Annotated in this window: 20 protein-coding genes; 15 read left to right on the forward strand and 5 right to left on the reverse strand. The window is 71.4% G+C overall.

Going from position 1 to position 23,075, the window contains the following annotated elements:
• The first annotated feature begins 83 nt into the window (after nucleotides 1-83).
• Both DEJ46_RS30085 and DEJ46_RS30090 read left to right on the forward strand, forming a co-directional pair.
• Nucleotides 84-671: a papain-like cysteine protease family protein gene (locus DEJ46_RS30085; protein WP_150271392.1), complete on the forward strand. Its 588-nt coding sequence runs from the start codon at nucleotides 84-86 to the stop codon at nucleotides 669-671.
• Entirely contained in the window at nucleotides 668-1,477 is an 810-nt protein-coding gene (locus tag DEJ46_RS30090) for a hypothetical protein (RefSeq protein ID WP_411757790.1), read from the forward strand. Before DEJ46_RS30085 ends, DEJ46_RS30090 begins: the two co-directional genes overlap by 4 nt.
• A gap of 66 nt (nucleotides 1,478-1,543) precedes the next feature.
• On the opposite strand, the gene DEJ46_RS30095 is transcribed toward DEJ46_RS30090, so the two are convergent.
• Nucleotides 1,544-2,542, reverse strand: a complete 999-nt coding sequence (locus tag DEJ46_RS30095; protein WP_223835200.1) for a hypothetical protein — start codon at nucleotides 2,540-2,542, stop codon at nucleotides 1,544-1,546.
• A gap of 81 nt (nucleotides 2,543-2,623) precedes the next feature.
• A complete protein-coding gene (locus DEJ46_RS30100) occupies nucleotides 2,624-3,388 on the reverse strand; it encodes an SDR family NAD(P)-dependent oxidoreductase (RefSeq protein ID WP_150271394.1) in 765 nt (254 codons plus the stop codon).
• A 58-nt stretch (nucleotides 3,389-3,446) separates the two neighbouring features.
• On the opposite strand from DEJ46_RS30100, the gene uvrC reads away from it, so the two are divergent.
• The 13 genes from uvrC to DEJ46_RS30165 all read left to right on the forward strand — a co-directional run bounded on the left by uvrC (nucleotide 3,447) and on the right by DEJ46_RS30165 (nucleotide 19,637).
• Nucleotides 3,447-5,459, forward strand: a complete 2,013-nt coding sequence (gene uvrC / locus DEJ46_RS30105; RefSeq protein WP_150271396.1) for an excinuclease ABC subunit UvrC — start codon at nucleotides 3,447-3,449, stop codon at nucleotides 5,457-5,459.
• Nucleotides 5,456-6,436: an RNase adapter RapZ gene (rapZ, locus tag DEJ46_RS30110; RefSeq protein ID WP_150271398.1), complete on the forward strand. Its 981-nt coding sequence runs from the start codon at nucleotides 5,456-5,458 to the stop codon at nucleotides 6,434-6,436. Before uvrC ends, rapZ begins: the two co-directional genes overlap by 4 nt.
• Nucleotides 6,433-7,458, forward strand: coding sequence for a uridine diphosphate-N-acetylglucosamine-binding protein YvcK (locus DEJ46_RS30115; protein ID WP_150271400.1), 1,026 nt, complete (start codon nucleotides 6,433-6,435; stop codon nucleotides 7,456-7,458). The genes rapZ and DEJ46_RS30115 overlap by 4 nt, the downstream gene beginning before the upstream one ends.
• On the forward strand, nucleotides 7,449-8,438 hold the full coding sequence (whiA, locus tag DEJ46_RS30120) for a DNA-binding protein WhiA (RefSeq protein ID WP_017238652.1): 990 nt from the start codon (nucleotides 7,449-7,451) through the stop codon (nucleotides 8,436-8,438). Before DEJ46_RS30115 ends, whiA begins: the two co-directional genes overlap by 10 nt.
• A 190-nt stretch (nucleotides 8,439-8,628) precedes the next feature.
• Nucleotides 8,629-11,580, forward strand: a complete 2,952-nt coding sequence (locus tag DEJ46_RS30125) for a M14 family metallopeptidase (protein ID WP_150271402.1) — start codon at nucleotides 8,629-8,631, stop codon at nucleotides 11,578-11,580.
• Between the two features lie 219 nt (nucleotides 11,581-11,799).
• A complete protein-coding gene (gene gap, locus DEJ46_RS30130) occupies nucleotides 11,800-12,810 on the forward strand; it encodes a type I glyceraldehyde-3-phosphate dehydrogenase (RefSeq protein ID WP_150271404.1) in 1,011 nt (336 codons plus the stop codon).
• A 111-nt stretch (nucleotides 12,811-12,921) separates the two neighbouring features.
• Nucleotides 12,922-14,133, forward strand: coding sequence for a phosphoglycerate kinase (locus DEJ46_RS30135; RefSeq protein WP_150271405.1), 1,212 nt, complete (start codon nucleotides 12,922-12,924; stop codon nucleotides 14,131-14,133).
• Between the two features lie 7 nt (nucleotides 14,134-14,140).
• Nucleotides 14,141-14,917, forward strand: coding sequence for a triose-phosphate isomerase (gene tpiA, locus DEJ46_RS30140; protein WP_150271407.1), 777 nt, complete (start codon nucleotides 14,141-14,143; stop codon nucleotides 14,915-14,917).
• Nucleotides 14,918-15,026: 109 nt separating this feature from the next.
• A complete protein-coding gene (gene secG, locus DEJ46_RS30145) occupies nucleotides 15,027-15,257 on the forward strand; it encodes a preprotein translocase subunit SecG (RefSeq protein ID WP_030205174.1) in 231 nt (76 codons plus the stop codon).
• Between the two features lie 77 nt (nucleotides 15,258-15,334).
• Nucleotides 15,335-15,670, forward strand: a complete 336-nt coding sequence (locus tag DEJ46_RS30150) for an RNA polymerase-binding protein RbpA (protein ID WP_071891222.1) — start codon at nucleotides 15,335-15,337, stop codon at nucleotides 15,668-15,670.
• A gap of 262 nt (nucleotides 15,671-15,932) precedes the next feature.
• Nucleotides 15,933-17,597: a glucose-6-phosphate isomerase gene (gene pgi, locus DEJ46_RS30155; protein ID WP_150274887.1), complete on the forward strand. Its 1,665-nt coding sequence runs from the start codon at nucleotides 15,933-15,935 to the stop codon at nucleotides 17,595-17,597.
• Nucleotides 17,598-17,601: 4 nt separating this feature from the next.
• The gene (locus DEJ46_RS30160; RefSeq protein ID WP_150271409.1) at nucleotides 17,602-18,102 is read left to right on the forward strand and encodes a PH domain-containing protein; all 501 of its coding nucleotides are present in this window, start codon (nucleotides 17,602-17,604) and stop codon (nucleotides 18,100-18,102) included.
• Complete coding sequence (locus DEJ46_RS30165; RefSeq protein WP_150271411.1) at nucleotides 18,099-19,637, forward strand: PH domain-containing protein; 1,539 nt, start codon at nucleotides 18,099-18,101, stop codon at nucleotides 19,635-19,637. The genes DEJ46_RS30160 and DEJ46_RS30165 overlap by 4 nt, the downstream gene beginning before the upstream one ends.
• A 40-nt stretch (nucleotides 19,638-19,677) precedes the next feature.
• On the opposite strand, the gene pgl is transcribed toward DEJ46_RS30165, so the two are convergent.
• Genes pgl through zwf form a run of 3 tightly spaced genes read right to left on the reverse strand, consistent with a single transcriptional unit; the run spans nucleotide 19,678 to nucleotide 23,071 of the window.
• On the reverse strand, nucleotides 19,678-20,484 hold the full coding sequence (pgl, locus tag DEJ46_RS30170) for a 6-phosphogluconolactonase (RefSeq protein ID WP_150271413.1): 807 nt from the start codon (nucleotides 20,482-20,484) through the stop codon (nucleotides 19,678-19,680).
• Nucleotides 20,481-21,542: a glucose-6-phosphate dehydrogenase assembly protein OpcA gene (gene opcA / locus DEJ46_RS30175; RefSeq protein WP_150271415.1), complete on the reverse strand. Its 1,062-nt coding sequence runs from the start codon at nucleotides 21,540-21,542 to the stop codon at nucleotides 20,481-20,483. Before opcA ends, pgl begins: the two co-directional genes overlap by 4 nt.
• The gene (gene zwf, locus DEJ46_RS30180; RefSeq protein ID WP_150271417.1) at nucleotides 21,539-23,071 is read right to left on the reverse strand and encodes a glucose-6-phosphate dehydrogenase; all 1,533 of its coding nucleotides are present in this window, start codon (nucleotides 23,069-23,071) and stop codon (nucleotides 21,539-21,541) included. The genes opcA and zwf overlap by 4 nt, the downstream gene beginning before the upstream one ends.
• Nucleotides 23,072-23,075 lie beyond the last annotated feature (4 nt).

Here is a 23,075-nt window from a genome sequence, read left to right on the forward strand (position 1 = left end):
GACAACGGCCGATGCTCCTGACCAGCGTCCGGACGCGCTCCTCCACTCCCCACATCCCCACCCCCCTCCACGGGAGGAACGCGATGCGCAGCAGGAAACCGTCCTTCGCGGCACTCGCCGCAGCCGCCCTCTTCCTCGTCCCCACCACCTCGGCGTCCGCCGCGCCCGCCGGTGAGGACGTCGCCGCCCTTGGATCCAAGCGGTTGAACATCACCATGCAGGCCCAGCAGAAGACCAACTGGTGCTGGGCGGCGGGCGGCAACACCATCGCCACCTGGTTCGGCCGCAACTACAGCCAGAACCAGTTCTGCAACGCCGCCTTCAACCGCCAGCAGGGCTACGACTGCCCCAACAACCAGGCCACCCTCGGCAACGTCCAGACCGGACTCCGGTGGGCGGGCGTCAACCCCGGCTCGTACGTGACCGGCTGGCTGCGCTACCCGACCGTGCAGACCGAGATCAACGCCGACCGGCCGATCGAGACCCGCATCCAGTGGTCGAGCGGCGGTGGCCACATGCACGTGATCTACGGCTATGACGACGCCGACAGCTGGGTCTACTGGGGCGACCCCTGGCCCTCCAGCGACCGCTACAACTGGGCCTCGCACTCCTGGTACGTCAACAACAACTCCTTCTCCTGGACCCACTCGCTCTACCGGATCGGGGCGTGACGACGATGAACGGACGTGCCATCGGCGCCGGTCTCCTGACCGCCGCCGCCCTCGTCGCCCTCGGGGCGCTCCCGGCCGCCGCCGCGGAGGGTCTGCCGGCCGCGCCGACCCCCGAGCAGGCCGCCTCCGCGCCGCAGACCCTGGACACCCTGTCCCGGTTCTTCGCCCGGGACGGGGCGCTCGCCCGCTCGGCGGCCGCCCCGAGCGTCGAGGGCGGATCCGTGCCGGTCCGGATCCTCTCCCCGGACTTCGTCGCGGGGAAGGCGGGGGCGCCCGTCGCCCGCGTCGAGTTCCGGGCCAGCCGGGCCGTCGCCGCGGACGGCCGGAAGGCCTCGCTGTGGACCGTGAAGCAGCCGGCCGGCTGGCAGGTCGTGAACATCGCCACCGGCGACGACGAGATCCGGTACGCCGAGCAGGGCGGGCGCGTGCTGCCCGGCGGCCTTGTCTTCCGGGAGCCGCAGATCGACGCCTGGTACGTCCAGAAGGGCGCGAAGGTGCTGCCGCTGGACGAGGACGCGGTGCGGGCCGTCGGGAAGAACGGGACGAGCCTGGCCGCCTACCGGGAGCGGGTCGCCGAGGCGTACGGGGACAAGCTCCCCGGCTCGGCGTACGCGAAGAAGGGCGCGGCGGGCGGGTACGCGCCCCAGGCGGCCGTACCGGCGAGGCCGCAGGCGGACGCACCGGCGCCGCACGAGGACCCCGCCGTCACGACGGCCTCCACCGCGGCGGGCGCGGGCGCGGTCCTGGCGCTCGCCCTGATCGGCACGACGGCGATACGCCGCCGGCGCGCCGCACGGGAGTCCTGAGCCGCCACCCGGTCGCCGGCGCGCCGGGCCTGCCCCCTCTCGGGGCAGGCCCTGGCGGGGTGTGGGTCAGTAGCTGTAGGCCGCGCCGTGCGTGGCGGCGATCCGGCCCGAGGCGTGGCCGTCGTGGATCTTCAGCGGGTTGCCGTCGACGTTCCGCACCTTCAGCGTCATCCGGATCTGGGTGCAGCCGCCGAGCTGTGCCTTCGTCAGGCGCAGGGTGTTGGCCGCCGTCTGGTGGTGCTTGGCGTCGGTGATGTTCCACACCGCGACCGGTCCCTTGACCGGGCCGCCGCACAGCGCGCCGTCCGCGTTCTTGGGCTGCGCCTCGACCCAGGTCTCGGCGCGGGTGAAGGTGTAGTCGTCGGTGCCGCCCGAGCAGATCCCGGAGTCGGCCACGCAGGTCGTCAGCTCCGCGTCCTGGTAGACGATGATGTCCTCGCCCGTCGGGGTGTTCGTGGAGCCGAGGGTGGAGACGGTGGAGCCGCGGGCGACCGTGGTGCCGCTGCCGGCGAGCAGCGTCCAGCGGGACATCGAGGAGTAGGTGGCCCTGGCCAGTTCGGCCCCGGCCGGCACGCGCATCGTGACGGTGCGGCCGCCGGTGATGATCGAGGAGTACGAGAGGATCGACAGACGGCAGGTGTAGCTGCCGTCCGCGGGGGCGATGAACATCCAGCGGAGGCCCGCGGTCAGCGAGGTCTCGTTCGGCGGCACCAGGTTCGCCGCCCAGAAGGCCCCGGCCTCCGTCTCGGCCGGCAGGGCCGTGCCGTCCGCGTTGCGGCAGCGGATGGCGAAGGTGTTGCCGATGTTGTCACCGGCCGCGAGCGCCGAGACCGGGCCCGTGGAGAAGTACCGGGACCACAGGACCGACCGCTCGCCGGCGAGCGCGTCGAACGCGATCTCCGTACCCGGCACGTCGAGGTACGTGTCGGCGTTGCGCGTCACCTTGTACTCGAAGTCCGCCGACGCGGCGGTGGCGGGAGCGGCGCCGAGCAACGAGCCGCCCAGAGCGAGCGCGAGGAGGGCGCCCACCGCCCGGCCCAGCCCCTTGATTCTGCCGAGTTTCACGGTGTGCAACCCCCAGGGTGTTGTGTGCGACGCGTGATCGTCGCACACGCGCCGTGAGCGGCGCCCCGGCGGGTGGCCCGCTCAGCGGGCCAGGTAGCCGCCGTCCACCGGGAGGATCGCACCTGTGATGAAGGACGCCTCGTCCGAGGCCAGGAAGAGGATGGCGGCGGCCACCTCCTCCGGGGTGCCGAAGCGGGCCATCGGATGGGCGCCGAGAACCTCGGAGAGGTACTCGGGGCCGCCGGGTTCCACGCGGGCGGCGGTGACCCGCTCCGTCTCGATCGTGCCCGGGGCCACCGCGTTCACCCGGATCCCGCGCTCCGCCCACTCCACCGCCAGGTGCTTGGTCAGCCCGGTGGCGACGAACTTCGCGGGGCCGTAGACCGCCTGCCGCGCCTGCCCGGCGACCCCCGAGATCGACGACGTGCACACGATCGCCCCGCCGCCCGAGACGAGCATGGCCTCGATCGCGTACTTGCAGGTCAGGAACATGCCCCGGCCGTCGACGGCCATGACCGCGTCGAAGTCGGCCGGCTCGGCCTCGGTGATGTCGAGCAGCGGGATGACGCCGGCGTTGGCCACGAGCACGTCGAGCCGTCCGTAGCGCTCCACCGCCGTGTCGATCATCCGCCGGGCGTCCTGTGCGACGGAGACGTCGCCGATCACGGGAACCACCCCTTCCAGCGTCGCCAGCCGTTTCCCGTCGAGGTCCGCGGCCACCACGCGCGCCCCCTCGGAGAGGAACCGCTCCGCCGTCGCGCGGCCGATCCCGCTCGCCGCTCCCGTGATCACGCACACCCGGTCCGCCAGCCGCCCCGCGGCCCGTCCCGTCACCTGGTTCGCCATGCTTCGCCAACGAGCGTGCGAGGCCGGAGTGTCGGTCCCCGCCAGTAGGGTGGGGACCATGGCAGACCCCTCCAGCTACCGCCCCAAGCCGGGGCAGATCCCCGACTCGCCGGGGGTCTACAAATTCCGCGACGAGCACCGCCGGGTGATCTACGTGGGGAAGGCGAAGTCCCTGCGTCAGCGGCTGGCGAACTACTTCCAGCCGCTCGTGAGCCTGCACCCGCGCACGGCCACCATGGTGACGACCGCCGCCTCCGTGGAGTGGACCGTCGTCTCGACCGAGGTCGAGGCGCTGCAGCTGGAGTACTCCTGGATCAAGGAGTACGACCCCCGGTTCAACGTGAAGTACCGGGACGACAAGAGCTACCCGTACCTGGCGGTCACGCTCAACGAGGAGTTCCCGCGCGTCCAGGTCCTGCGCGGCCACAAGAAGAAGGGCGTGCGCTACTTCGGGCCGTACGCGCACGCGTGGGCGATCCGCGAGACCGTCGACCTGATGCTGCGGGTCTTCCCCGTCCGCACGTGCTCGGCCGGCGTCTTCCGGAACGCGGCCTCGGCGGGCCGCCCCTGCCTCCTCGGCTACATCGGCAAGTGCTCGGCCCCCTGCGTCGGCCGGGTCACGCCCGACGAGCACCGCGAACTGGCCGAGGAGTTCTGCGACTTCATGGCCGGCCGCACCGGCACGTACATCCGCCGCCTCGAGAAGCAGATGATGATCGCGGCCGAGGACATGGAGTACGAGAAGGCCGCCCGGCTCCGCGACGACATAGAGGCCCTGCGCCGGGCCATGGAGAAGAGCGCGGTCGTCCTCGCCGACGCCACCGACGCCGACCTGATCGCCCTCGCCGAGGACGAGCTGGAGGCCGCCGTCCAGATCTTCCACGTACGCGGCGGGCGCGTGCGCGGCCAGCGCGGCTGGGTCACGGACAAGGTCGAGGCCGTCGACACGGCCGGGCTCGTCGAGCACGCGATCCAGCAGCTGTACGGGGAGGAGAGCGGCGACACGGTCCCCAAGGAGGTCCTGGTCCCGGCGCTGCCGGAGGACACCGAGGCCGTCACCGCCTGGCTCGCCGGCCGCCGCGGCTCCAACGTCTCGCTGCGGATCCCGCAGCGCGGCGACAAGAAGGACCTGATGGAGACGGTCGCGCGCAACGCCCAGCAGGCACTCGTCCTGCACAAGACCAAGCGCGCCAGCGACCTGACCACCCGCTCCCGGGCCCTGGAGGAGATCGCCGAGGCCCTGGACCTGGACTCGGCCCCGCTGCGCATCGAGTGCTTCGACATCTCGCACCTCCAGGGCGAGGACGTCGTGGCCTCGATGGTCGTCTTCGAGGACGGACTGCCCCGCAAGGGCGAGTACCGCCGCTTCCAGATCAAGGGCTTCGAGGGGCAGGACGACGTCCGCTCGATGCACGAGGTGATCAGCCGCCGCTTCAAGCGCTACCTCGCCGAGAAGGAGAAGACCGGCGAATGGGGTCTCCCCGCCGAAGGCGGGGGACGGGTCGACGGGGACGGGGAGGTCCCGGCGGAGGACGCCCAGGACGACGGTCGGCCCAAGCGCTTCGCGTACCCGCCCCAGCTGGTGGTGGTCGACGGCGGCCAGCCGCAGGTCGCCGCCGCCCGGCGCGCCCTCGACGAGCTCGGCATCGACGACATCGCGGTCTGCGGGCTCGCCAAGCGGCTGGAGGAGGTCTGGCTCCCCGGCGACGACGACCCGGTGGTGCTGCCCCGCTCCAGCGAGGGCCTCTACCTCCTCCAGCGGGTACGTGACACGGCTCACGACTTCGCCATCCGCTACCAGCGCTCCAAGCGGACGAAACGCATCCGGACCAGCCCCCTCGACGCCGTCCCGGGCCTCGGTGAGACGCGGAAGCAGGCGTTGATCAAGCATTTCGGCTCGGTGAAGCGGCTCCGGCAGGCGACAATCGAGCAGATCCGCGAGGTCCCCGGTATGGGCCTGAAAACCGCGGAGGCGGTCGTCGTGGCCCTCGCTCAGGCGGCCCCGGCCGCACCCGCCGTGAACACGGCGACAGGAGAGATCATGGAAGACGACGGGGGCGGCACGGCATGACCGCGCAGGAACAGCACGAACAGCACGAGCAGCACGACGAGCAGGACCGAGAAGACGGAGCAGGACACGTGAGTACGGGCACGAAGGAGACCCCCGGCGACAACGGCGCCGAGGCGGCCATTCCCGAACTGGTGATCATCTCCGGCATGTCCGGAGCCGGCCGCTCCACCGCGGCGAAGTGTCTGGAGGACCTCGGCTGGTTCGTCGTGGACAACCTGCCGCCCGCGCTGATCCCCACCATGGTGGAGCTAGGCGCCCGCTCCCAGGGCAACGTCGCCCGGATCGCCGTCGTCGTGGACGTCCGCGGCCGGCAGTTCTTCGACAACCTCCGGGAGTCCCTCGCCGACCTCGACGCCAAGCAGGTCACCCGCCGGATCGTCTTCCTGGAGTCGTCCGACGAGGCCCTGGTCCGGCGCTTCGAGTCGGTCCGCAGGCCCCACCCCCTCCAGGGCGACGGCCGCATCACCGACGGCATCGCCGCCGAGCGCGACCTGCTGCGCGAGCTGCGCGGCGACGCCGACCTGGTGATCGACACCTCCAGCCTCAACGTCCACGAGCTGCGCGCCAAGATGGACGCCCAGTTCGCCGGGGACGAGGAGCCCGAGCTCCGGGCCACCGTCATGTCCTTCGGCTTCAAGTACGGCCTGCCGGTCGACGCCGACCTCGTCGTCGACATGCGCTTCCTGCCGAACCCGCACTGGGTCCCCGAGCTGCGCCCCTTCACCGGCCTCAACGAAGAGGTGTCGAACTACGTCTACAACCAGCCCGGCGCCAAGGAGTTCCTGGACCGCTACACGGAGCTCCTCCAGCTGATCGCCGCGGGCTACCGCCGCGAGGGCAAGCGGTACGTGACGATCGCCGTGGGCTGCACGGGCGGCAAGCACCGCTCCGTCGCCACCGCCGAGCGGCTCGCCGCCCGCATCGCCGCCGAAGGGGTCGAGACCGTCGTCGTGCACCGGGACATGGGGCGCGAGTGAAGCCGTACCGTCGTCGCGCCTCCACCCTCACCGCGCGACGCACGCTCCGCAGGCGCGGCGCCCAGCCGAAGGTCGTCGCGCTGGGCGGCGGCATGGGCCTGTCGGCCTCGCTGGCCGCCCTCCGCCGGATCACCGGCGACCTCACCGCCGTCGTCACCGTCGCCGACGACGGGGGCTCCAGCGGCCGGCTCCGCGAGGAGCTCGGCGTGCTGCCCCCGGGCGACCTGCGCAAGGCGCTCGCCGCGCTCTGCGGGGACGACGACTGGGGCCAGACCTGGGCCCGGGTCATCCAGCACCGCTTCCAGTCCAAGGGCGAGATCAACGGCCACGCCGTCGGCAACCTGCTGATCGTCGCCCTCTGGGAGCAGCTCGGCGACCCCGTCCAGGCCCTCGACCTGGTGGGCAGGCTGCTCGGCGCCCAGGGCCGGGTGCTGCCCATGTCCGCCGTACCGCTGGAGCTCCAGGCGCTGGTCAAGGGGCACGACCCGGCGCGGCCGGACGACGTGGACACCGTGCGCGGTCAGGCGACGGTGGCGCTCACCCCGGGCGACGTGCAGTCCGTGCACCTCGTGCCGAACGACCCGCCGGCCGTGCCCGAGGCGGTCGCGGCCGTGCTCGACGCGGACTGGGTGGTCGTGGGTCCGGGCTCCTGGTTCTCCTCCGTGATCCCGCATCTCCTCGTCCCCGAACTCCTCGACGCCCTCGCGCAGACGAAGGCCCGGAAGGTGCTCTCGCTGAACCTCGCTCCGCAACCCGGAGAAACAGAGGGCTTCTCTCCGCAGCGTCATTTGGAGGTTTTGGGACGACACGCCCCTAAACTCGCCCTGGACGTGGTGCTCGCCGACGAGGCAGCCGTGCCCGATCGCGAGTCCCTCGCCGATGCCGCCAAGCGGCTCGGTGCCGCGGTCGAGCTGGCGCCGGTGGCCGGGCCCGACGGCTCCGCGAAGCATGACCCGGAGCTGTTGGCCGCCGCGTACGACCGTATTTTTCGGATGCATGGAAGGATCGGCCCATGGCGATGACGGCAGCGGTGAAGGACGAGATCTCCCGGCTCCCCGTCACCCGGACCTGCTGCAGGAAGGCAGAGGTCTCGTCGATCCTGCGGTTCGCGGGCGGGCTGCACCTGGTGAGCGGCCGCATCGTGATCGAGGCGGAGCTGGACACGGCGATGGCGGCACGCCGCCTGAAGCGGGACATCCTGGAGATCTTCGGACACAGTTCCGAACTGATCGTGATGGCCCCCGGTGGGCTGCGGCGCGGCTCGCGCTTCGTGGTGCGCGTGGTGGCCGGCGGCGACCAGCTGGCCCGCCAGACGGGCCTCGTGGACGGCCGGGGCCGCCCCATCCGGGGTCTCCCCCCGCAGGTGGTCTCCGGTGCGACCTGTGACGCGGAGGCGGCCTGGCGCGGCGCCTTCCTGGCCCACGGCTCGCTGACCGAGCCCGGCCGGTCCTCCTCCCTGGAGGTCACCTGCCCGGGACCGGAGGCGGCGCTCGCCCTGGTCGGCGCGGCCCGCCGGCTCTCCATCGCGGCGAAGGCCCGCGAGGTACGGGGTGTGGACCGGGTCGTCGTCCGCGACGGCGACGCGATCGGCGCCCTGCTCACCCGGCTCGGCGCGCACGAGTCGGTGCTGGCCTGGGAGGAGCGCCGGATGCGGCGCGAGGTCCGCGCCACCGCCAACCGCCTGGCCAACTTCGACGACGCGAACCTGCGCCGCTCGGCACGCGCCGCGGTCGCCGCGGGGGCCCGGGTGCAGCGCGCCCTGGAGATCCTCGCCGAGGAGGTGCCCGAGCACCTCGCCGCCGCGGGCCGGCTCCGCATGGAGCACAAGCAGGCCTCGCTGGAGGAGCTGGGCGCGCTCGCCGACCCGCCGCTCACGAAGGACGCGGTGGCCGGGCGTATCCGCCGGCTGCTCGCGATGGCCGACAAGCGGGCGCAGGACCTGGGTATCCCCGGGACCGAGTCCAACCTGACCGAGGAGCTCGACGACAGCCTGGTCGGCTGACGGGCCGTCCCGCCCGTCACGTCTGTCCCGCCTGTCTCATCGTGCGGAATCCCGAAATCCGAGCTGCCGGTGCCTTTCTGAGGCACCGGCAGCTTTTTCGTACACCCGCGAGGCACCCTTGACAGGCCCATGAGCGCCCATGAGCCTGGCGTCTGTTCACCTTCGTGGCAGGCAACAGCAAGGGGGGCTCATGAGACGCAGAGCGAGATCGATCCTCGCCGCGGCTTCACTGCTGATCGCGGGAGTGGCGGCGGCACCCGTCGCCGGAGCGCAGCCGAACGACCGGGACGGCGGCGACGCCCTCTCCGTATGGCGGGCCGAGGTCACCAAGGAGCAGGTTCCGCTGCTCCTCGAAGCCGGGGCCGACGCCCACGAGATGACCGAGCAGGTGCCCGACAAGGGCTCCGCGACGGTCGAACTCTTCCTCACCGACCGGCAGGCCGGGCAGCTGCGCGGCCAGGGCGTCGAGCTCGCCGAGCACGACCTGAGCGCCCAGGCCGAGAAGCGGGTCGCCGCCGCGGGCGACGGCGTCTTCCGCCCGTACAGCGGCCCGAACGGCCTCAAGCAGGAGATCCTGGACACCGCCCGGGCCAACCCCGGCATCACCAAGGTCGTCTCCATCGGCAAGACCCTCAAGGGCCAGGACATCCTCGCCCTCAAGGTCAGCAAGGGCGCCCAGCGCGCCAAGGACGGCTCCAAGCCCGCCACGCTGTACATGTCCAACCAGCACGCGCGCGAGTGGATCACCCCCGAGATGACCCGGCGGCTGCTCCACCACTACCTCGACGGCTACGGCGAGGACGAGCGGATCACCCGGATCGTCGACACCACCGAACTGTGGTTCGTGCTCTCCGCCAACCCGGACGGCTACGACTTCACCCACGCCGACCCCGGCAACCGGCAGTGGCGCAAGAACCTCCGGGACAACGACGGCGACGGGCGCATCGCGCCGGGCGACGGCGTCGACCTCAACCGCAACTTCGCCTACAAGTGGGGCTACGACAACGAGGGTTCGTCCCCCGACCCGGCCGACGAGACCTTCCGCGGCACCGGCCCCATGTCGGAGCCCGAGACCAAGGCCTTGGACGCCTTCCAGAAGCGGATCGGCTTCTCGTACGGCATCAACTACCACTCGGCCGCCCAGCTCATCCTGTACGGCGTCGGCTGGCAGGTCGCCACCGACACCCCCGACGACATCGCCCTCAAGGCGCTCGCCGGCACCCCGCAGAAGTCGGCCGTGCCCGGCTACCGGCCGCAGGTCTCCTCGGAGCTGTACATCACCAACGGCGAGGCCGACGGACACGCGGCCAACGTCAACCGGATGCAGATGTTCACCCCGGAGATGTCGACCTGCGCCACCGCCTCCCGCGTCGACCCGAACGACGCCTGGAACCCGGCCGACTGCGCCTCCGTCTTCACCTTCCCGGACGACGAGAAGCTGATCCAGGCCGAGTTCGCCAAGAACATCCCCTTCGCGCTCGCCGTCGCCGAGAGCGCCGCCCGCCCGGACCGGCCCGTCTCCCCGGTCGGCACGGAGGCCCCCGACTTCTCCCCGGCCGCCTTCACCACCTCCTACGCCCGCGGCGGGGAGCAGGAGGTCGCCGTCACCGCGCGCAAGTCCCTGCGCGGCAAGACGCTCACCTACCGGATCAACGGCGGCCGCACCCACCGCGAGGAGCTCGACGCCTGGAAGGGCGGCGAGACCTACGGCGGGGAGGACAACCTCTACTTCGACGAGTACCGCGCGGAGGTCGAGGGCGCCCGGCCCGGAGACACCGTCGAGGTCCGCTTCACCGCCCGCACCCGCGAGGGCCGGGCCACGTCCTCCGCCCCCTTCACCTACAAGGTGGCCGAGCGGCCCCGCGGCGACGTGCTCGTCCTCGCCGACGAGGGCGGCACCACCGCCGCGAAGCACACCGCCGCCTACGTGCAGGCGCTCGCCGACAACGGCCGCAAGGCCGCCGTCTGGGACGTCGCCACCCAGGGCGCCCCGGACGCCCTCGGCGTGCTCTCCCACTTCCGTACCGTCGTCTGGTACACCGGCGCCGAGCGGCCCTCCGGGCCCACCCAGCTCGCCGTCCGCGCCTACCTCAACGAGGGCGGCAAGCTGATCAACGCCGGCGAGAAGTCCGGCGGACTCACCGTGGTCGGCCGGGCCGAGACCAACGACTTCGCCCAGTACTACCTCGGCGCCTACCACCGGGCCGGCCTCGGGCAGCCGCCCGCCTTCGCCGGTACCGGAGCCTTCGCGGGCGTCGGCGCGCGCCTCGGCGCCGCCGCCGACAACCCGCTGGACAACGCCGGCGCGTACACCGTCACCTCGGACACCCTGAAGCCGGACGAGTTCCCGCAGTTCGCGAGCAGTGCCTCCGCCGGTGACTACCCGGGCGTCCGCACCCCCTTCGAACCCGCGGAGGGCGCGACCTTCGCGGCCGTCAAGCACTCCGACGGCACCTGGGCCCGGCTCAGCAGGACCGTCGACCTCACCGGTGTCACCGCCGGCGCCGCGCCGCGCCTCGACTTCCAGGTCAGCTACGACACCGAGCCCGGCTACGACAACCTGATCGTCGAGGCCCACACCGTCGGCCAGGACGACTGGACGACGCTGCCCGACCTGGGCGGCGGCACCTCCGCCACGCCCCCGGCGGACTGCGGCGAGGGCTACTACGTCCGCGACCACCCCTTCCTCGCCCGCTACCTCACCGTCGGCGAGGACGGCTGCGCGCCCAACGGCACCAGCGGCACCTGGAACGCCTTCACCGGCCCCTCCAACGGCTGGCGGCAGGCCTCCGTCGACCTGAGCGCCTGGGCCGGCAAGCGGGTCGAGCTCTCGATCTCGTACGTCTCCGACCCCGGTACGGGCGAGACCGGCGCCTTCGTCGACGACACCCGGCTCGTCACCGGCGCCACCACGGAGGCGGAGGGCTTCGAGACCGGCCTCGGCGCCTGGACCGTCCCGGGCGCACCGGAGGGCAGCCCCGGCAACGGCACGGACTGGACGCGCTCCGCCGCGCTCTTCCACTCCCAGGCCGCGGTCACCACGCGCGACACCGTCCTCCTCGGCTACGGCCTGGAGCACGTGCCCGGCGCGACCGAGCGCGGACGGCTCGTCGGGCGCGCCCTCGACGTGCTCCGGCGCTGACGGAGAGTAGTGGGGACAAAGGTCCCATGGCGGCCCGTACCCGTTGGTAGGTACGGGCCGTCGGCCATTTTCCCTCACTTTCCGGGCACGCGCGGATGCGCGCGATGTCACCCCGAGCCCCCTGGAGGGGTAGGGTCGTAAGCGGTCGGGGACATCCCTAAAAAACAAAATTCTCGCCGGCGTCGAGTACACCGGCGTAGCTAACGAGGAGATCGGTTCGTGACGATCCGCGTAGGCATCAACGGCTTTGGCCGCATCGGCCGGAACTACTTCCGCGCGCTCCTTGATCAGGGTGCTGACATCGAGATCGTGGCTGTCAACGACCTGGGTGACACCGAGACCACGGCACACCTGCTGAAGTACGACACCATCCTGGGACGCCTCAAGGCCGAGGTCACCCACACCGCCGACACCATCACCGTCGACGGCCACACCATCAAGGTGCTCTCCGAGCGCAACCCGGCCGACATCCCGTGGGGTGAGCTGGGCGTCGACATCGTCATCGAGTCGACCGGCATCTTCACGAAGAAGGCCGACGCGGAGAAGCACATCGCCGGCGGCGCGAAGAAGGTCCTCATCTCGGCTCCGGCCTCCGACGAGGACATCACCATCGTCATGGGTGTCAACCAGGACAAGTACGACGCGGCCCAGCACCACGTCATCTCGAACGCGTCCTGCACCACCAACTGTGTCGCGCCGATGGCGAAGGTTCTCGACGAGAACTTCGGCATCGTCAAGGGCCTGATGACCACGGTCCACGCGTACACGAACGACCAGCGCATCCTGGACTTCCCGCACAAGGACCTGCGCCGCGCCCGCGCCGCCGCGGAGAACATCATCCCGACCACGACGGGTGCCGCCAAGGCCACCGCCCTGGTCCTCCCGCAGCTCAAGGGCAAGCTCGACGGCATCGCGATGCGCGTCCCGGTCCCGACCGGTTCCGCCACCGACCTGGTCGTCACCCTGGACCGCGAGGTCACCAAGGACGAGGTCAACGCCGCGTTCAAGAAGGCCGCCGACGACGGCGACCTCAAGGGCATCCTCTACTACACCGAGGACCCGATCGTCTCCTCGGACATCGTCAGCGACCCGGCGTCCTGCACCTTCGACGCCTCCCTGACCATGGTCCAGGAAGGCAACACGGTCAAGATCCTCGGCTGGTACGACAACGAGTGGGGCTACTCCAACCGTCTCGTCGACCTCACCGTCTTCGTCGGCGGCCAGCTCTAAGCTCTAGGGTTCAGGGCAGGCTTTCGATGTGAGCAGGGCTCGGGCAGCGCAATGCCGCGCTGTGCGAGCCCTGTTTGTGTGCTCCACCGCGTACCAAGGAGTCTGTGACAGATGAAGACGATCGACGAGCTTCTCGCCGAAGGCGTCTCCGGCAAGCGGGTGTTCGTCCGCGCCGACCTCAATGTGCCCCTCGAGGGCACGACCATCACCGACGACGGCCGCATCCGCGCCGTCGTCCCCACGGTGAAGGCGCTCGCCGGCGCCGGCGCCCGCGTCGTGGTCGCCTCGCACCTGGGCCGCCCCAAGGGCGCCCCGGACCCGGCGTTCTCCCTCGCCCCGGCCGCCGCGCGTCTCGGTGAGCTGCTCGGCGCCGAGGTGGCCTTCGCGACCGACACGGTCGGCGAGTCCGCCACCGCCACCGTCGCCGGCCTCGCCGACGGCCAGGTCGCCGTGATCGAGAACCTCCGGTTCAACGCCGGCGAGACCTCGAAGGACGACGCCGAGCGCGGCGCCTTCGCGGACCAGCTGGCCGCCCTCGCCGATCTGTACGTCGGCGACGGCTTCGGTGCCGTGCACCGCAAGCACGCCTCGGTCTTCGACCTCCCGGCGCGCCTCCCGCACGCCGCGGGCTACCTCATCGCCACCGAGGTCGGCGTCCTCAAGAAGCTCACCGAGGACGTCCAGCGGCCGTACGTGGTCGTGCTCGGCGGCGCCAAGGTCTCCGACAAGCTCGGGGTCATCGACCACCTCCTGGAGAAGGCCGACCGCATCCTCATCGGCGGCGGCATGGCGTACACCTTCCTCAAGGCCCAGGGCCACGAGGTGGGCATCTCGCTGCTCCAGAAGGACCAGATCCCGGCCGTCCTGGACTACCTGAAGCGTGCCGAGGAGCGCGGCGTGGAGTTCGTGCTCCCCGTCGACGTCCTGGTCTCGCCCGAGTTCCCGGACCTCAAGACCAAGGCTCCGGCCAACCCGACCACGGTCGCCGCGAACGCCATCCCGGCGGACGAGGAGGGCCTGGACATCGGTCCGGAGACCCGTAAGCTCTACGCCTCGAAGCTCGCCGACGCCGGCACCGTCTTCTGGAACGGTCCGATGGGCGTCTTCGAGCACCCCGACTACGCCGAGGGCACCAAGGCCGTCGCCCAGGCGCTCGTCGACTCCCCGGCCTTCACGGTCGTCGGCGGTGGCGACTCCGCCGCCGCCGTGCGCACGCTGGGCTTCGACGAGAAGGCATTCGGCCACATTTCGACCGGCGGCGGCGCCTCCCTCGAGTACCTCGAGGGCAAGACGCTGCCCGGCCTCGCCGCACTGGAGGACTGACCCCTAAATGAGCACTCGCACCCCGCTGATGGCGGGCAACTGGAAGATGAACCTCAACCACCTCGAGGCCATCGCCCACGTCCAGAAGCTCGCCTTCGCCCTGACCGACAAGGACTACGACGCCTGTGAGGTCGCGGTCCTCGTCCCCTTCACCGACCTGCGGTCCGTCCAGACCCTGATCGACGGCGACAAGCTCAAGATCAAGTACGGTGCCCAGGACCTGTCGGCGCACGACGCCGGTGCCTACACCGGTGAGATCTCGGGCTCGATGCTGGCCAAGTTCAAGTGCGCCTACGTGGCCGTCGGCCACTCCGAGCGCCGCCAGTACCACGCCGAGAACGACGAGGTCTGCAACGCCAAGGTGAAGGCCGCCTTCAAGCACGGCGTGACCCCGATCCTCTGCGTCGGCGAGGGCCTGGACATCCGCAAGGCGGGCAACCAGGTCGAGTACACCCTGGCCCAGATCGACGGCGGCCTGAAGGACGTCCCGGCCGAGCAGGCCGAGACCATCGTGATCGCCTACGAGCCGGTGTGGGCCATCGGCACCGGCGAGGTCGCCACCCCCGAGGACGCGCAGGAGGTCTGCGGGGCGATCCGCGGCCGTCTCGCGGAGCTGTACACGCAGGAGCTGGCCGAGAAGGTCCGCATCCAGTACGGCGGCTCGGTCAAGGCCGGCAACGTCGCCGCGATCATGGCGCAGCCGGATGTCGACGGCGCTCTGGTGGGCGGCGCGGCGCTGGACGCCGACGAGTTCGTCAAGATCGTGCGCTTCCGCGACCAGTGACCTCACCGGTGAGTATGCGGTAGCGGAGTTACGTCGTACCCTTGCGGGGGTCGGGCAGGTGCCCGGCCCCCGTCCGTATAAGTCCGAGGAAGTTGGTCCAGCCGTGGTTATGGGGTTCTCGATCGCCCTGATCGTCTTCAGCGCGCTGCTGATGCTGCTCGTGCTGATGCACAAGGGGAAGGGCGGCGGCCTCTCCGACATGTTCGGTGGCGGCATGCAGTCGTCCGTCGGTGGCTCCTCGGTCGCCGAGCGCAACCTTGACCGGATCACGGTTGTGGTCGGTCTGCTCTGGTTCGCCTGCATTGTGGTACTTGGCCTTCTGATGAAGTTGGACGGGTAACTCCAATCACTGGACGCGCGTTGGGCCTTACGTAGACTGGGGCATCTTCGAGCACCATCACGCAGGGAGTTACGACCGTGGCAAGTGGCAACGCGATCCGGGGAAGCCGGGTCGGAGCGGGGCCGATGGGCGAGGCCGAGCGGGGCGAATCGGCGCCGCGCGCCCGCATCTCCTTCTGGTGCTCGAACGGGCACGAGACGCAGCCGAGCTTCGCCAGCGACGCGGCGATCCCGGAGACCTGGGACTGCCCACGGTGCGGCTTCCCGGCAGGTCAGGACCGGGACAACCCGCCGGACCCGCCGCGCACCGAGCCGTACAAGACTCATCTCGCCTATGTGCGGGAGCGGCGCAGCGACGCGGACGGCGAGGCGATCCTCGCCGAGGCGCTGGCCAAACTGCGCGGCGAGATCTGAGCGTGGTGTGACGATGTGACGAACGGGCCTTGTCCGCGAACCGAGTTCGCGGACAAGGCCCGTTCCGTCGTCCCCGGGCCGCCGGCATTCTCGCCCGCCGCGTCGCCGAGCGGACCGGACCGGACCTGACGGATACGCGCCGTGGCCCTCGCCGGGGCGTGCGGACCACTTCGTGCTCGCCATAGCGTCGTCGGCCCCTCTGATCAATTAGGTTGGAGGGGCAGCGGGGCAGACATACGAGAAGAAGTGGGCGATGTCCGAGATGAACAACGAAGGCCGCACCAGGCTGAACCGGCTGCCCGAGTGGGCCGCCCTCGGCAAGCACCGTGAGCAGCTGGGCGACACCCACCTGCGCGAGCTCTTCGCCGCGGACCCGGCCCGCGGCACCGACCACACCCTGCGGGTCGGCGACCTCCACCTGGACTACTCCAAGCACCTCGTCACCGACGAGACGCTGACCCTGCTGCGCGAACTCGCCGCCGCCACCGGCGTGGCCGAGCTGCGCGACGCCATGTTCCGCGGCGAGAAGATCAACACCACCGAGGACCGCGCGGTCCTCCACACCGCGCTGCGCGCCCCGCGAGAGGCCGTGATCGAGGTCGACGGGGAGAACGTCGTCCCCGGTGTCCACGCCGTCCTCGACAAGATGGCCGCCTTCTCCGACAAGGTCCGGGCGGGCGAGTGGACCGGCCACACCGGCAAGCCCGTCAAGAACATCGTGAACATCGGCATCGGCGGCTCCGACCTCGGCCCCGCCATGGCCTACGAGGTCCTGCGCTCCTTCACCCAGAGGGACCTGACGCTGCGTTTCGTCTCCAACGTCGACGGCGCCGACCTCCACGAGGCCGTCCGCGACCTCGACCCGGCCGAGACCCTCTTCATCGTCGCCTCGAAGACCTTCACCACCATCGAGACGATCACCAACGCCACCTCCGCCCGCGACTGGCTCCTGGCCGGTCTCGGAGCCGGCCAGGAGGCCGTCGCCAAGCACTTCGTGGCCCTCTCGACCAACGCCGAGAAGGTCGAGCAGTTCGGCATCGACACCACGAACATGTTCGAGTTCTGGGACTGGGTCGGCGGCCGCTACTCCTACGACTCGGCCATCGGCCTCTCCCTGATGATCGCCATCGGCCCCGAGCGCTTCCGCGAGATGCTCGACGGCTTCCACCTCGTCGACGAGCACTTCCGCACCGCCCCGCCCGAGGAGAACGCGCCGCTGCTGCTCGGCCTCCTCGGCGTCTGGTACGGCGCGTTCTTCGACGCCCAGTCCCACGCCGTACTGCCGTACTCCCACTACCTGTCCAAGTTCACCGCCTACCTCCAGCAGCTCGACATGGAGTCCAACGGCAAGTCCGTGGACCGCGAGGGCAACCCGGTCGACTGGCAGACCGGCCCCGTCGTCTGGGGCACCCCCGGCACCAACGGGCAGCACGCCTACTACCAGTTGATCCACCAGGGCACCAAGGTCATCCCGGCCGACTTCATCGGCTTCGCCCGGCCCGTCGCCGACCTGCTTCCCGGCCTCGTCGCCCAGCACGACCTGCTGATGGCCAACTTCTTCGCCCAGACCCAGGCACTCGCCTTCGGCAAGACGCCCGAGGAGGTACGGGCCGAGGGGGTCCCCGAGGAGCTCGTCCCGCACAAGACCTTCCAGGGCAACCACCCGACCACCACGATCCTGGCCGACGCGCTCACCCCGTCCGTCCTCGGCCAGCTGATCGCGCTCTACGAGCACAAGGTCTTCGTCCAGGGCGCCATCTGGAACATCGACTCCTTCGACCAGTGGGGCGTCGAACTCGGCAAGGTCCTCGCCAAGAAGATCGAGCCGGTCCTGACGGGTGCCGACGGGGTCCGGGGCGGCGAGCAGCTCGACAGCTCGACCGCCGGGCTCGTCTCGGCCTACCGCGCGTTGCGCGACCGGGGCTGATCGCATGAGGGGGGAGAACGCGGTGCGGCTGCGGCCGCCCAGGAACGCCGTGGACGAGCGGGCCGTCGCCTGGTGGCGGAGCCAGCTCCTGGTGACCACCGCCGTGCCGGTGGTGGTCCTCGCCGTCCTCGGCGCGCTCATCGGGCCGGCCCGGCTCTGGCTGCTGCTCGCGGCCGGGGCCGTCGCGGCCCTGGGTCTCGGCTGCGCCGCGTTCTTTCCCGCATGGTGGTTCCGGGTTCACCGCTGGGAAGTCACCGACGAGGCCGTCTACGTCCGCACCGGGGCTCTGTGGCAGGAGTGGCGGATCGCCCCGATGTCCCGGATCCAGACGGTCGACACCGTACGTGGCCCGCTGGAGCAGCTCTTCCGGCTCGGCACGGTCACGGTGACCACCGCCTCCTCGAAGGGCGCCCTACGGATCGAGGGCCTCGACCACGAGCTCGCCGCCGAACTCGGCGAACGGCTCACGGCCCTCACCCAGGCCACCCCCGGGGACGCCACATGAACGGGCCCGGACCCGGCGAGGACTGGCGGCGGCTCGACCGGCGCATGCTGCTGGCCACCGCCGCCGTCCTGTGCGGTGTGGCCGGCGGCGCCGGACTGCCCACGACGGTCGGCCTCGCCGGGTCCAGGCCGCTGTGGCAGGCCCTCGCCTGGGTCCTCGCCGGGGCGCTCCTCCTCGTCCTCGGCGGCACCGCCGCCGACTATGTCCGCTGGCGCCGCACCCGCTACCGGATCGGCCCCGAGCGGGTCGAACTCCACACCGGGCTCCTCCTGATAAAGCGCCGCTCCCTGGCCCGCGAGCGCATCCGCAGCGTCGACCTCACCGCCAACCCCCTCCAGCGCCTCCTCGGCCTCGTCAAGGTCCGCATCGGCACCGGCGAGAGCACCGGCGGCAGCGAGTCCACGCTCGAACTCGACCTGGTCACCCGCGCCGAGGGCGAGCTCCTCCGCCAGGAACTCCTCGCCCGCGCCGCCACCGACCCCGCCGGCCGGCCCGACGACGGCGCCCTCGCGACCGTCGACCCGCGCTGGATCCGCTACGCTCCGCTCTCCTTCGTCGCCCCGGCCCTCGGCGGCGCGGCCGCCGGATCCGTCATGCAGGTCAGCGAGTGGTTCGGCGCCCAGGCCGAGGTCATCGACTGGATAGGGGACCGCTTCCGGGACGTCTCCCTCGCCTGGATGCTCGTCGACCTGGTCCTCGTCGCCACCCTCGTCGGAGCCGTCGGAGCCCTCGGGCTCTGGGTCGAGATGTGGTGGAACTACCGCCTGGAGCGCGAGCCCGGCGGCACCCTGCGCGTCCGCCGCGGGCTCCTCACCGCGCGCTCGGTCTCCATCGAGGAGCGTCGGCTGCGCGGGATCGAGGTCGTCGAGCCGCTCGGGGTGCGCCTGGCCGGGGCCGCCCGCGTCGACGCCGTCGCCACCGGCCTCGCGAAGGACGACGGGGACAAGCACACCGACCTCAAGACCCTGCTGCCGGCCGTGCCCCGGGAGCTCGCCGACCGCGTCGCCGCCCGGGTCCTGCGCGAGCCGGAGCCGCCCACCGGGACGCCGCTCGCCGCCCACCCGGGCGCCGCCCGCACCCGCCGGCTGCGCTGGGCCCTGTGGACCGTGGCGGCCCCGGTCGTCCTCCTCGCCGGCCTCGGGCTCCTCCTCACCCCGGTCCTGCTGTACGTGGCGGCGGGCTGCGCCGTCGTCCTCACCCCGCTCGCCGTGCTCCTCGCCCTCGACGCGTACCGCAGTCTCGGACACGGCGTCACCGGCGACTATCTGGTGACCCGTTCGGGCACGGTCCGGCGCACCACGGTCGCCCTTCAGCGCTCCGGCGTCATCGGCTGGACCGTCAAGCAGTCGTACTTCCAGCGCCGCGCGGGCATCCTCACGCTGACCGCCACGACGGCGGCCGGCGACGGCGCGTACGACATCTACGACGCGGGTGAGAGCCAGGGCCTGACCTTCGCCGCCGAGGCCGTACCCGACCTCCTCGCGCCCTTCATCGAGCCCGTACCGACGCCGGAGGCCCGGTCCACCGAGGGGTGAACCGGGCCTCCGGGGCGTGCGGTCGAACAAGCGGGCGGAATCAGGCGGAAGCCGGCGGGTACAGGCTCCGCGGGAGTTCCGAGGCGGCCGCGGCGTCGAGCAGCCACAGCGTGCGCGAGCGGCCGTAGGCGCCCGCCGCGGGGGCCTGCACCTCGCCCGCGCCCGACAGCGCGATGGCCGCGGCCTTCGCCTTGTCCTCGCCGGCCGCGAGCAGCCAGACCTCCTTGGCCGCCCTGATCGCGGGCAGCGTCAGGGAGACCCGGAGCGGCGGCGGCTTGGGAGCGCCGTGCACCCCGACCACCGTCCGCTCGGTCTCGCGGACCGCCGGCAGCTCGGGGAAGAGCGAGGCCACGTGCGTGTCCGGGCCGACGCCCAGCATCAGCACGTCGAAGGTCGGCACCCCGCCGCCCGCGGTGGCAGCCGCTGATCGAAACGGACCGGGACCCGCGGCGGCGGCCAGCTCCTCCGCGTACGCGGCGGCGGCCGCGTCGACATCGGAGCCGTACGGACCGTCCGAGGCCGGCATGGCGTGCACCCGCGCCGGGTCGAGCGGGACCCGGTCGAGCAGCGCCTCGCGGGCCTGGGTGACATTCCGCTCGGGATCGCCCTCGGGCAGGAAGCGCTCGTCGCCCCACCACAGGTCGAGCCGCGACCAGTCGATCGCGTCCCGCGCGGGCGCCGTACCGAGCGCCGCCAGCAGACCGTTGCCGTTGCGTCCGCCGGTCAGCACCACCGAGGCGGAGCCGCGGGCGGCCTGGGCGTCGACGATCTTCGTGATCAGCCGGGCCGCGGCGGCCTGCGCCATCAGCTCCTTGTCACGGTGGACGACCAGCTGGGGGGTGCTCACTTGGCCGCCGCCTTCCTGGCCGGGGCCTTCTTGGAGGCAGGCTTCGCCGGAGCCGGGGCCGACTCCACGACGGCCTCGGCCGTGGACTCGGGACCGGACTCGGGAGCGGGCTCCGGAGCGACGGTCGCCGCCTCCTCGTCGAGCCGTTCGAGACCGAACTTGAGCGCCGTCGCGTAGGTGTCGTCCGGGTCGAGCCGGCGCAGCTCCTCGGCGATCAGCTCGGCCGTCTCGCGGCGCTTGAGCGCCACGCCCCGGTCGGGCTGACCCTGGATGGAGAGCGTCGCGAGCGAGCCGTCCGGCCGGTCCAGCACGATCGGCCCGGAGCTGGTCTCCATCCGTACGGAGGTGAGACCGGGCCCCGTCGACTTCGAGCGCCGCACCGGCACCTTCAGCCGGTCGGCCAGCCACATCGCGAGCAGTTCGACGCTCGGGTTGAACTCCTCGCCCTCGACCTCGGCCGAGGTGACCTCGCACACGACCTGGTCGAGCGCGGCGGCGAGCATCGAGCGCCACGGCGTGATCCGGGTCCACGAGAGGTCCGTGTCGCCCGGGGTGTACGTCTCCGCCCGCGCCGTCAGCTCCTGGATGGGCTGCTCGGCGGCGTACGTGTCGGTCACCCGGCGCTGGGCGAGCGCGCCCAGCGGGTCGTTCGCCGGGTCGGTCGGCGCGTTCACCGGCCACCAGACGACGACGGGCGCGTCCGGGAGGAGCAGCGGCAGCACCACCGACTGGGCGTGGTCGACGACCTCGCCGTACAGCCGGAGGACAACCGTTTCGCCGGTGCTGGCGTCGGCGCCGAGGCGGACCTCGGCGTCGAGCCGCGCCTTGGCACGGTCCCGCGGGGAGCGCGAGACCCGCTTGATGACGACGAGGGTCCGCGAGGGGTGCTCGCGGGACGCCTCGTTGGCCGCCTTCAGCGCGTCGTAGGCGTTCTCCTCGTCGGTGACGATGACGAGGGTGAGCACCATGCCGACGGCCGGCGTGCCGATCGCCCGCCGCCCGAGCACCAGCGCCTTGTTGATCTTGGAGGACGTGGTGTCCGTCAGGTCGGTCTTCATGGCCTGCGCCAGCTCCGTCCGTCTCGTGCGAGCATCTCGTCCGCCTCGACCGGACCCCACGTCCCGGACTGGTACTGCGCGGGCTTGCCGTGCTTGTCCCAGAACTGCTCGATCGGGTCGAGGATCTTCCAGGACAGCTCGACCTCCTCGACGCGCGGGAAGAGGTTCGAGTCGCCGAGCAGGACGTCGAGGATGAGCCGCTCGTACGCCTCGGGGCTGGACTCCGTGAAGGACTCGCCGTACGCGAAGTCCATCGACACGTCCCGGATCTCCATCTGGGTGCCGGGCACCTTGGAGCCGAACCGCATCGTCACGCCCTCGTCCGGCTGGACCCGGATCACGATGGCGTTCCGCCCGAGCTCCTCGGTCGCGGTGTGGTCGAAGGGGGAGTGCGGGGCGCGCTGGAAGACGACCGCGATCTCGGTGACGCGGCGGCCGAGGCGCTTGCCCGTACGGAGGTAGAAGGGGACGCCCGCCCAGCGGCGGTTGTCGATCTCCAGCTTCACGGCCGCGTAGGTGTCGGTCTTCGACTGGGGGTCGATGCCGTCTTCCTGGAGGTAGCCGACGGCCTTCTCGCCGCCCTGCCACCCGGCCGCGTACTGGCCGCGGACCGTGGACTCGCCCAGGTCCTTGGGGATCTTCACCGCGCCGAGGACCTTGGTCTTCTCGGCGGCGAGCGCGTCGGCGTCGAAGGAGGCGGGCTCCTCCATCGCGGTCAGCGCGAGCAGCTGGAGCAGGTGGTTCTGGATGACGTCACGGGCGGCGCCGATGCCGTCGTAGTACCCGGCCCGGCCGCCGATGCCGATGTCCTCGGCCATGGTGATCTGCACGTGGTCGACGTACGACCGGTTCCAGATCGGCTCGAAGAGGGTGTTGGCGAAGCGGAGCGCCAGGATGTTCTGGACGGTCTCCTTGCCGAGGTAGTGGTCGATACGGAAGACCGCATCGGGCGGGAAGACCTCGTGGACGACCTCGTTGAGCTCCTTGGCGGAGACCAGGTCGTGGCCGAAGGGCTTCTCGATGACCGCACGGCGCCAGGAGCCGTTCTTCTGGTCGGCCAGGCCGTGCTTCTTCAGCTGCTGGACCACCAGCGGGAAGAACTTCGGCGGCACGGAGAGGTAGAAGGCGAAGTTGCCGCCGGTGCCCTGCGCCTTGTCCAGCTCCTCGACGGTGGACTTCAGCTTCTCGAAGGCCTCGTCGTCGTCGAAGTCGCCCTGGACGAACCGCATGCCCTGGATCAGCTGCTGCCACACCTCCTCGCGGAACGGGGTGCGCGCGTGCTGCTTGACGGCCTCGTAGACCTCCTGCGCGAAGTCCTCGTCCTGCCACTCGCGGCGGGCGAAGCCGATGAGCGAGAAGCCCGGCGGCAGCAGGCCGCGGTTGGCCAAGTCGTAGACGGCAGGCATCAGCTTCTTACGGGACAAATCGCCCGTGACGCCGAAGATCACCAGACCCGACGGCCCCGCGATACGCGGGAGCCGTCGGTCTGCGGCGTCACGGAGCGGGTTGGCTCCGTGGACTGCGCTCAAAGTG

Source organism: Streptomyces venezuelae (assembly GCF_008642375.1).
GTDB lineage: Bacteria > Actinomycetota > Actinomycetes > Streptomycetales > Streptomycetaceae > Streptomyces > Streptomyces venezuelae_G.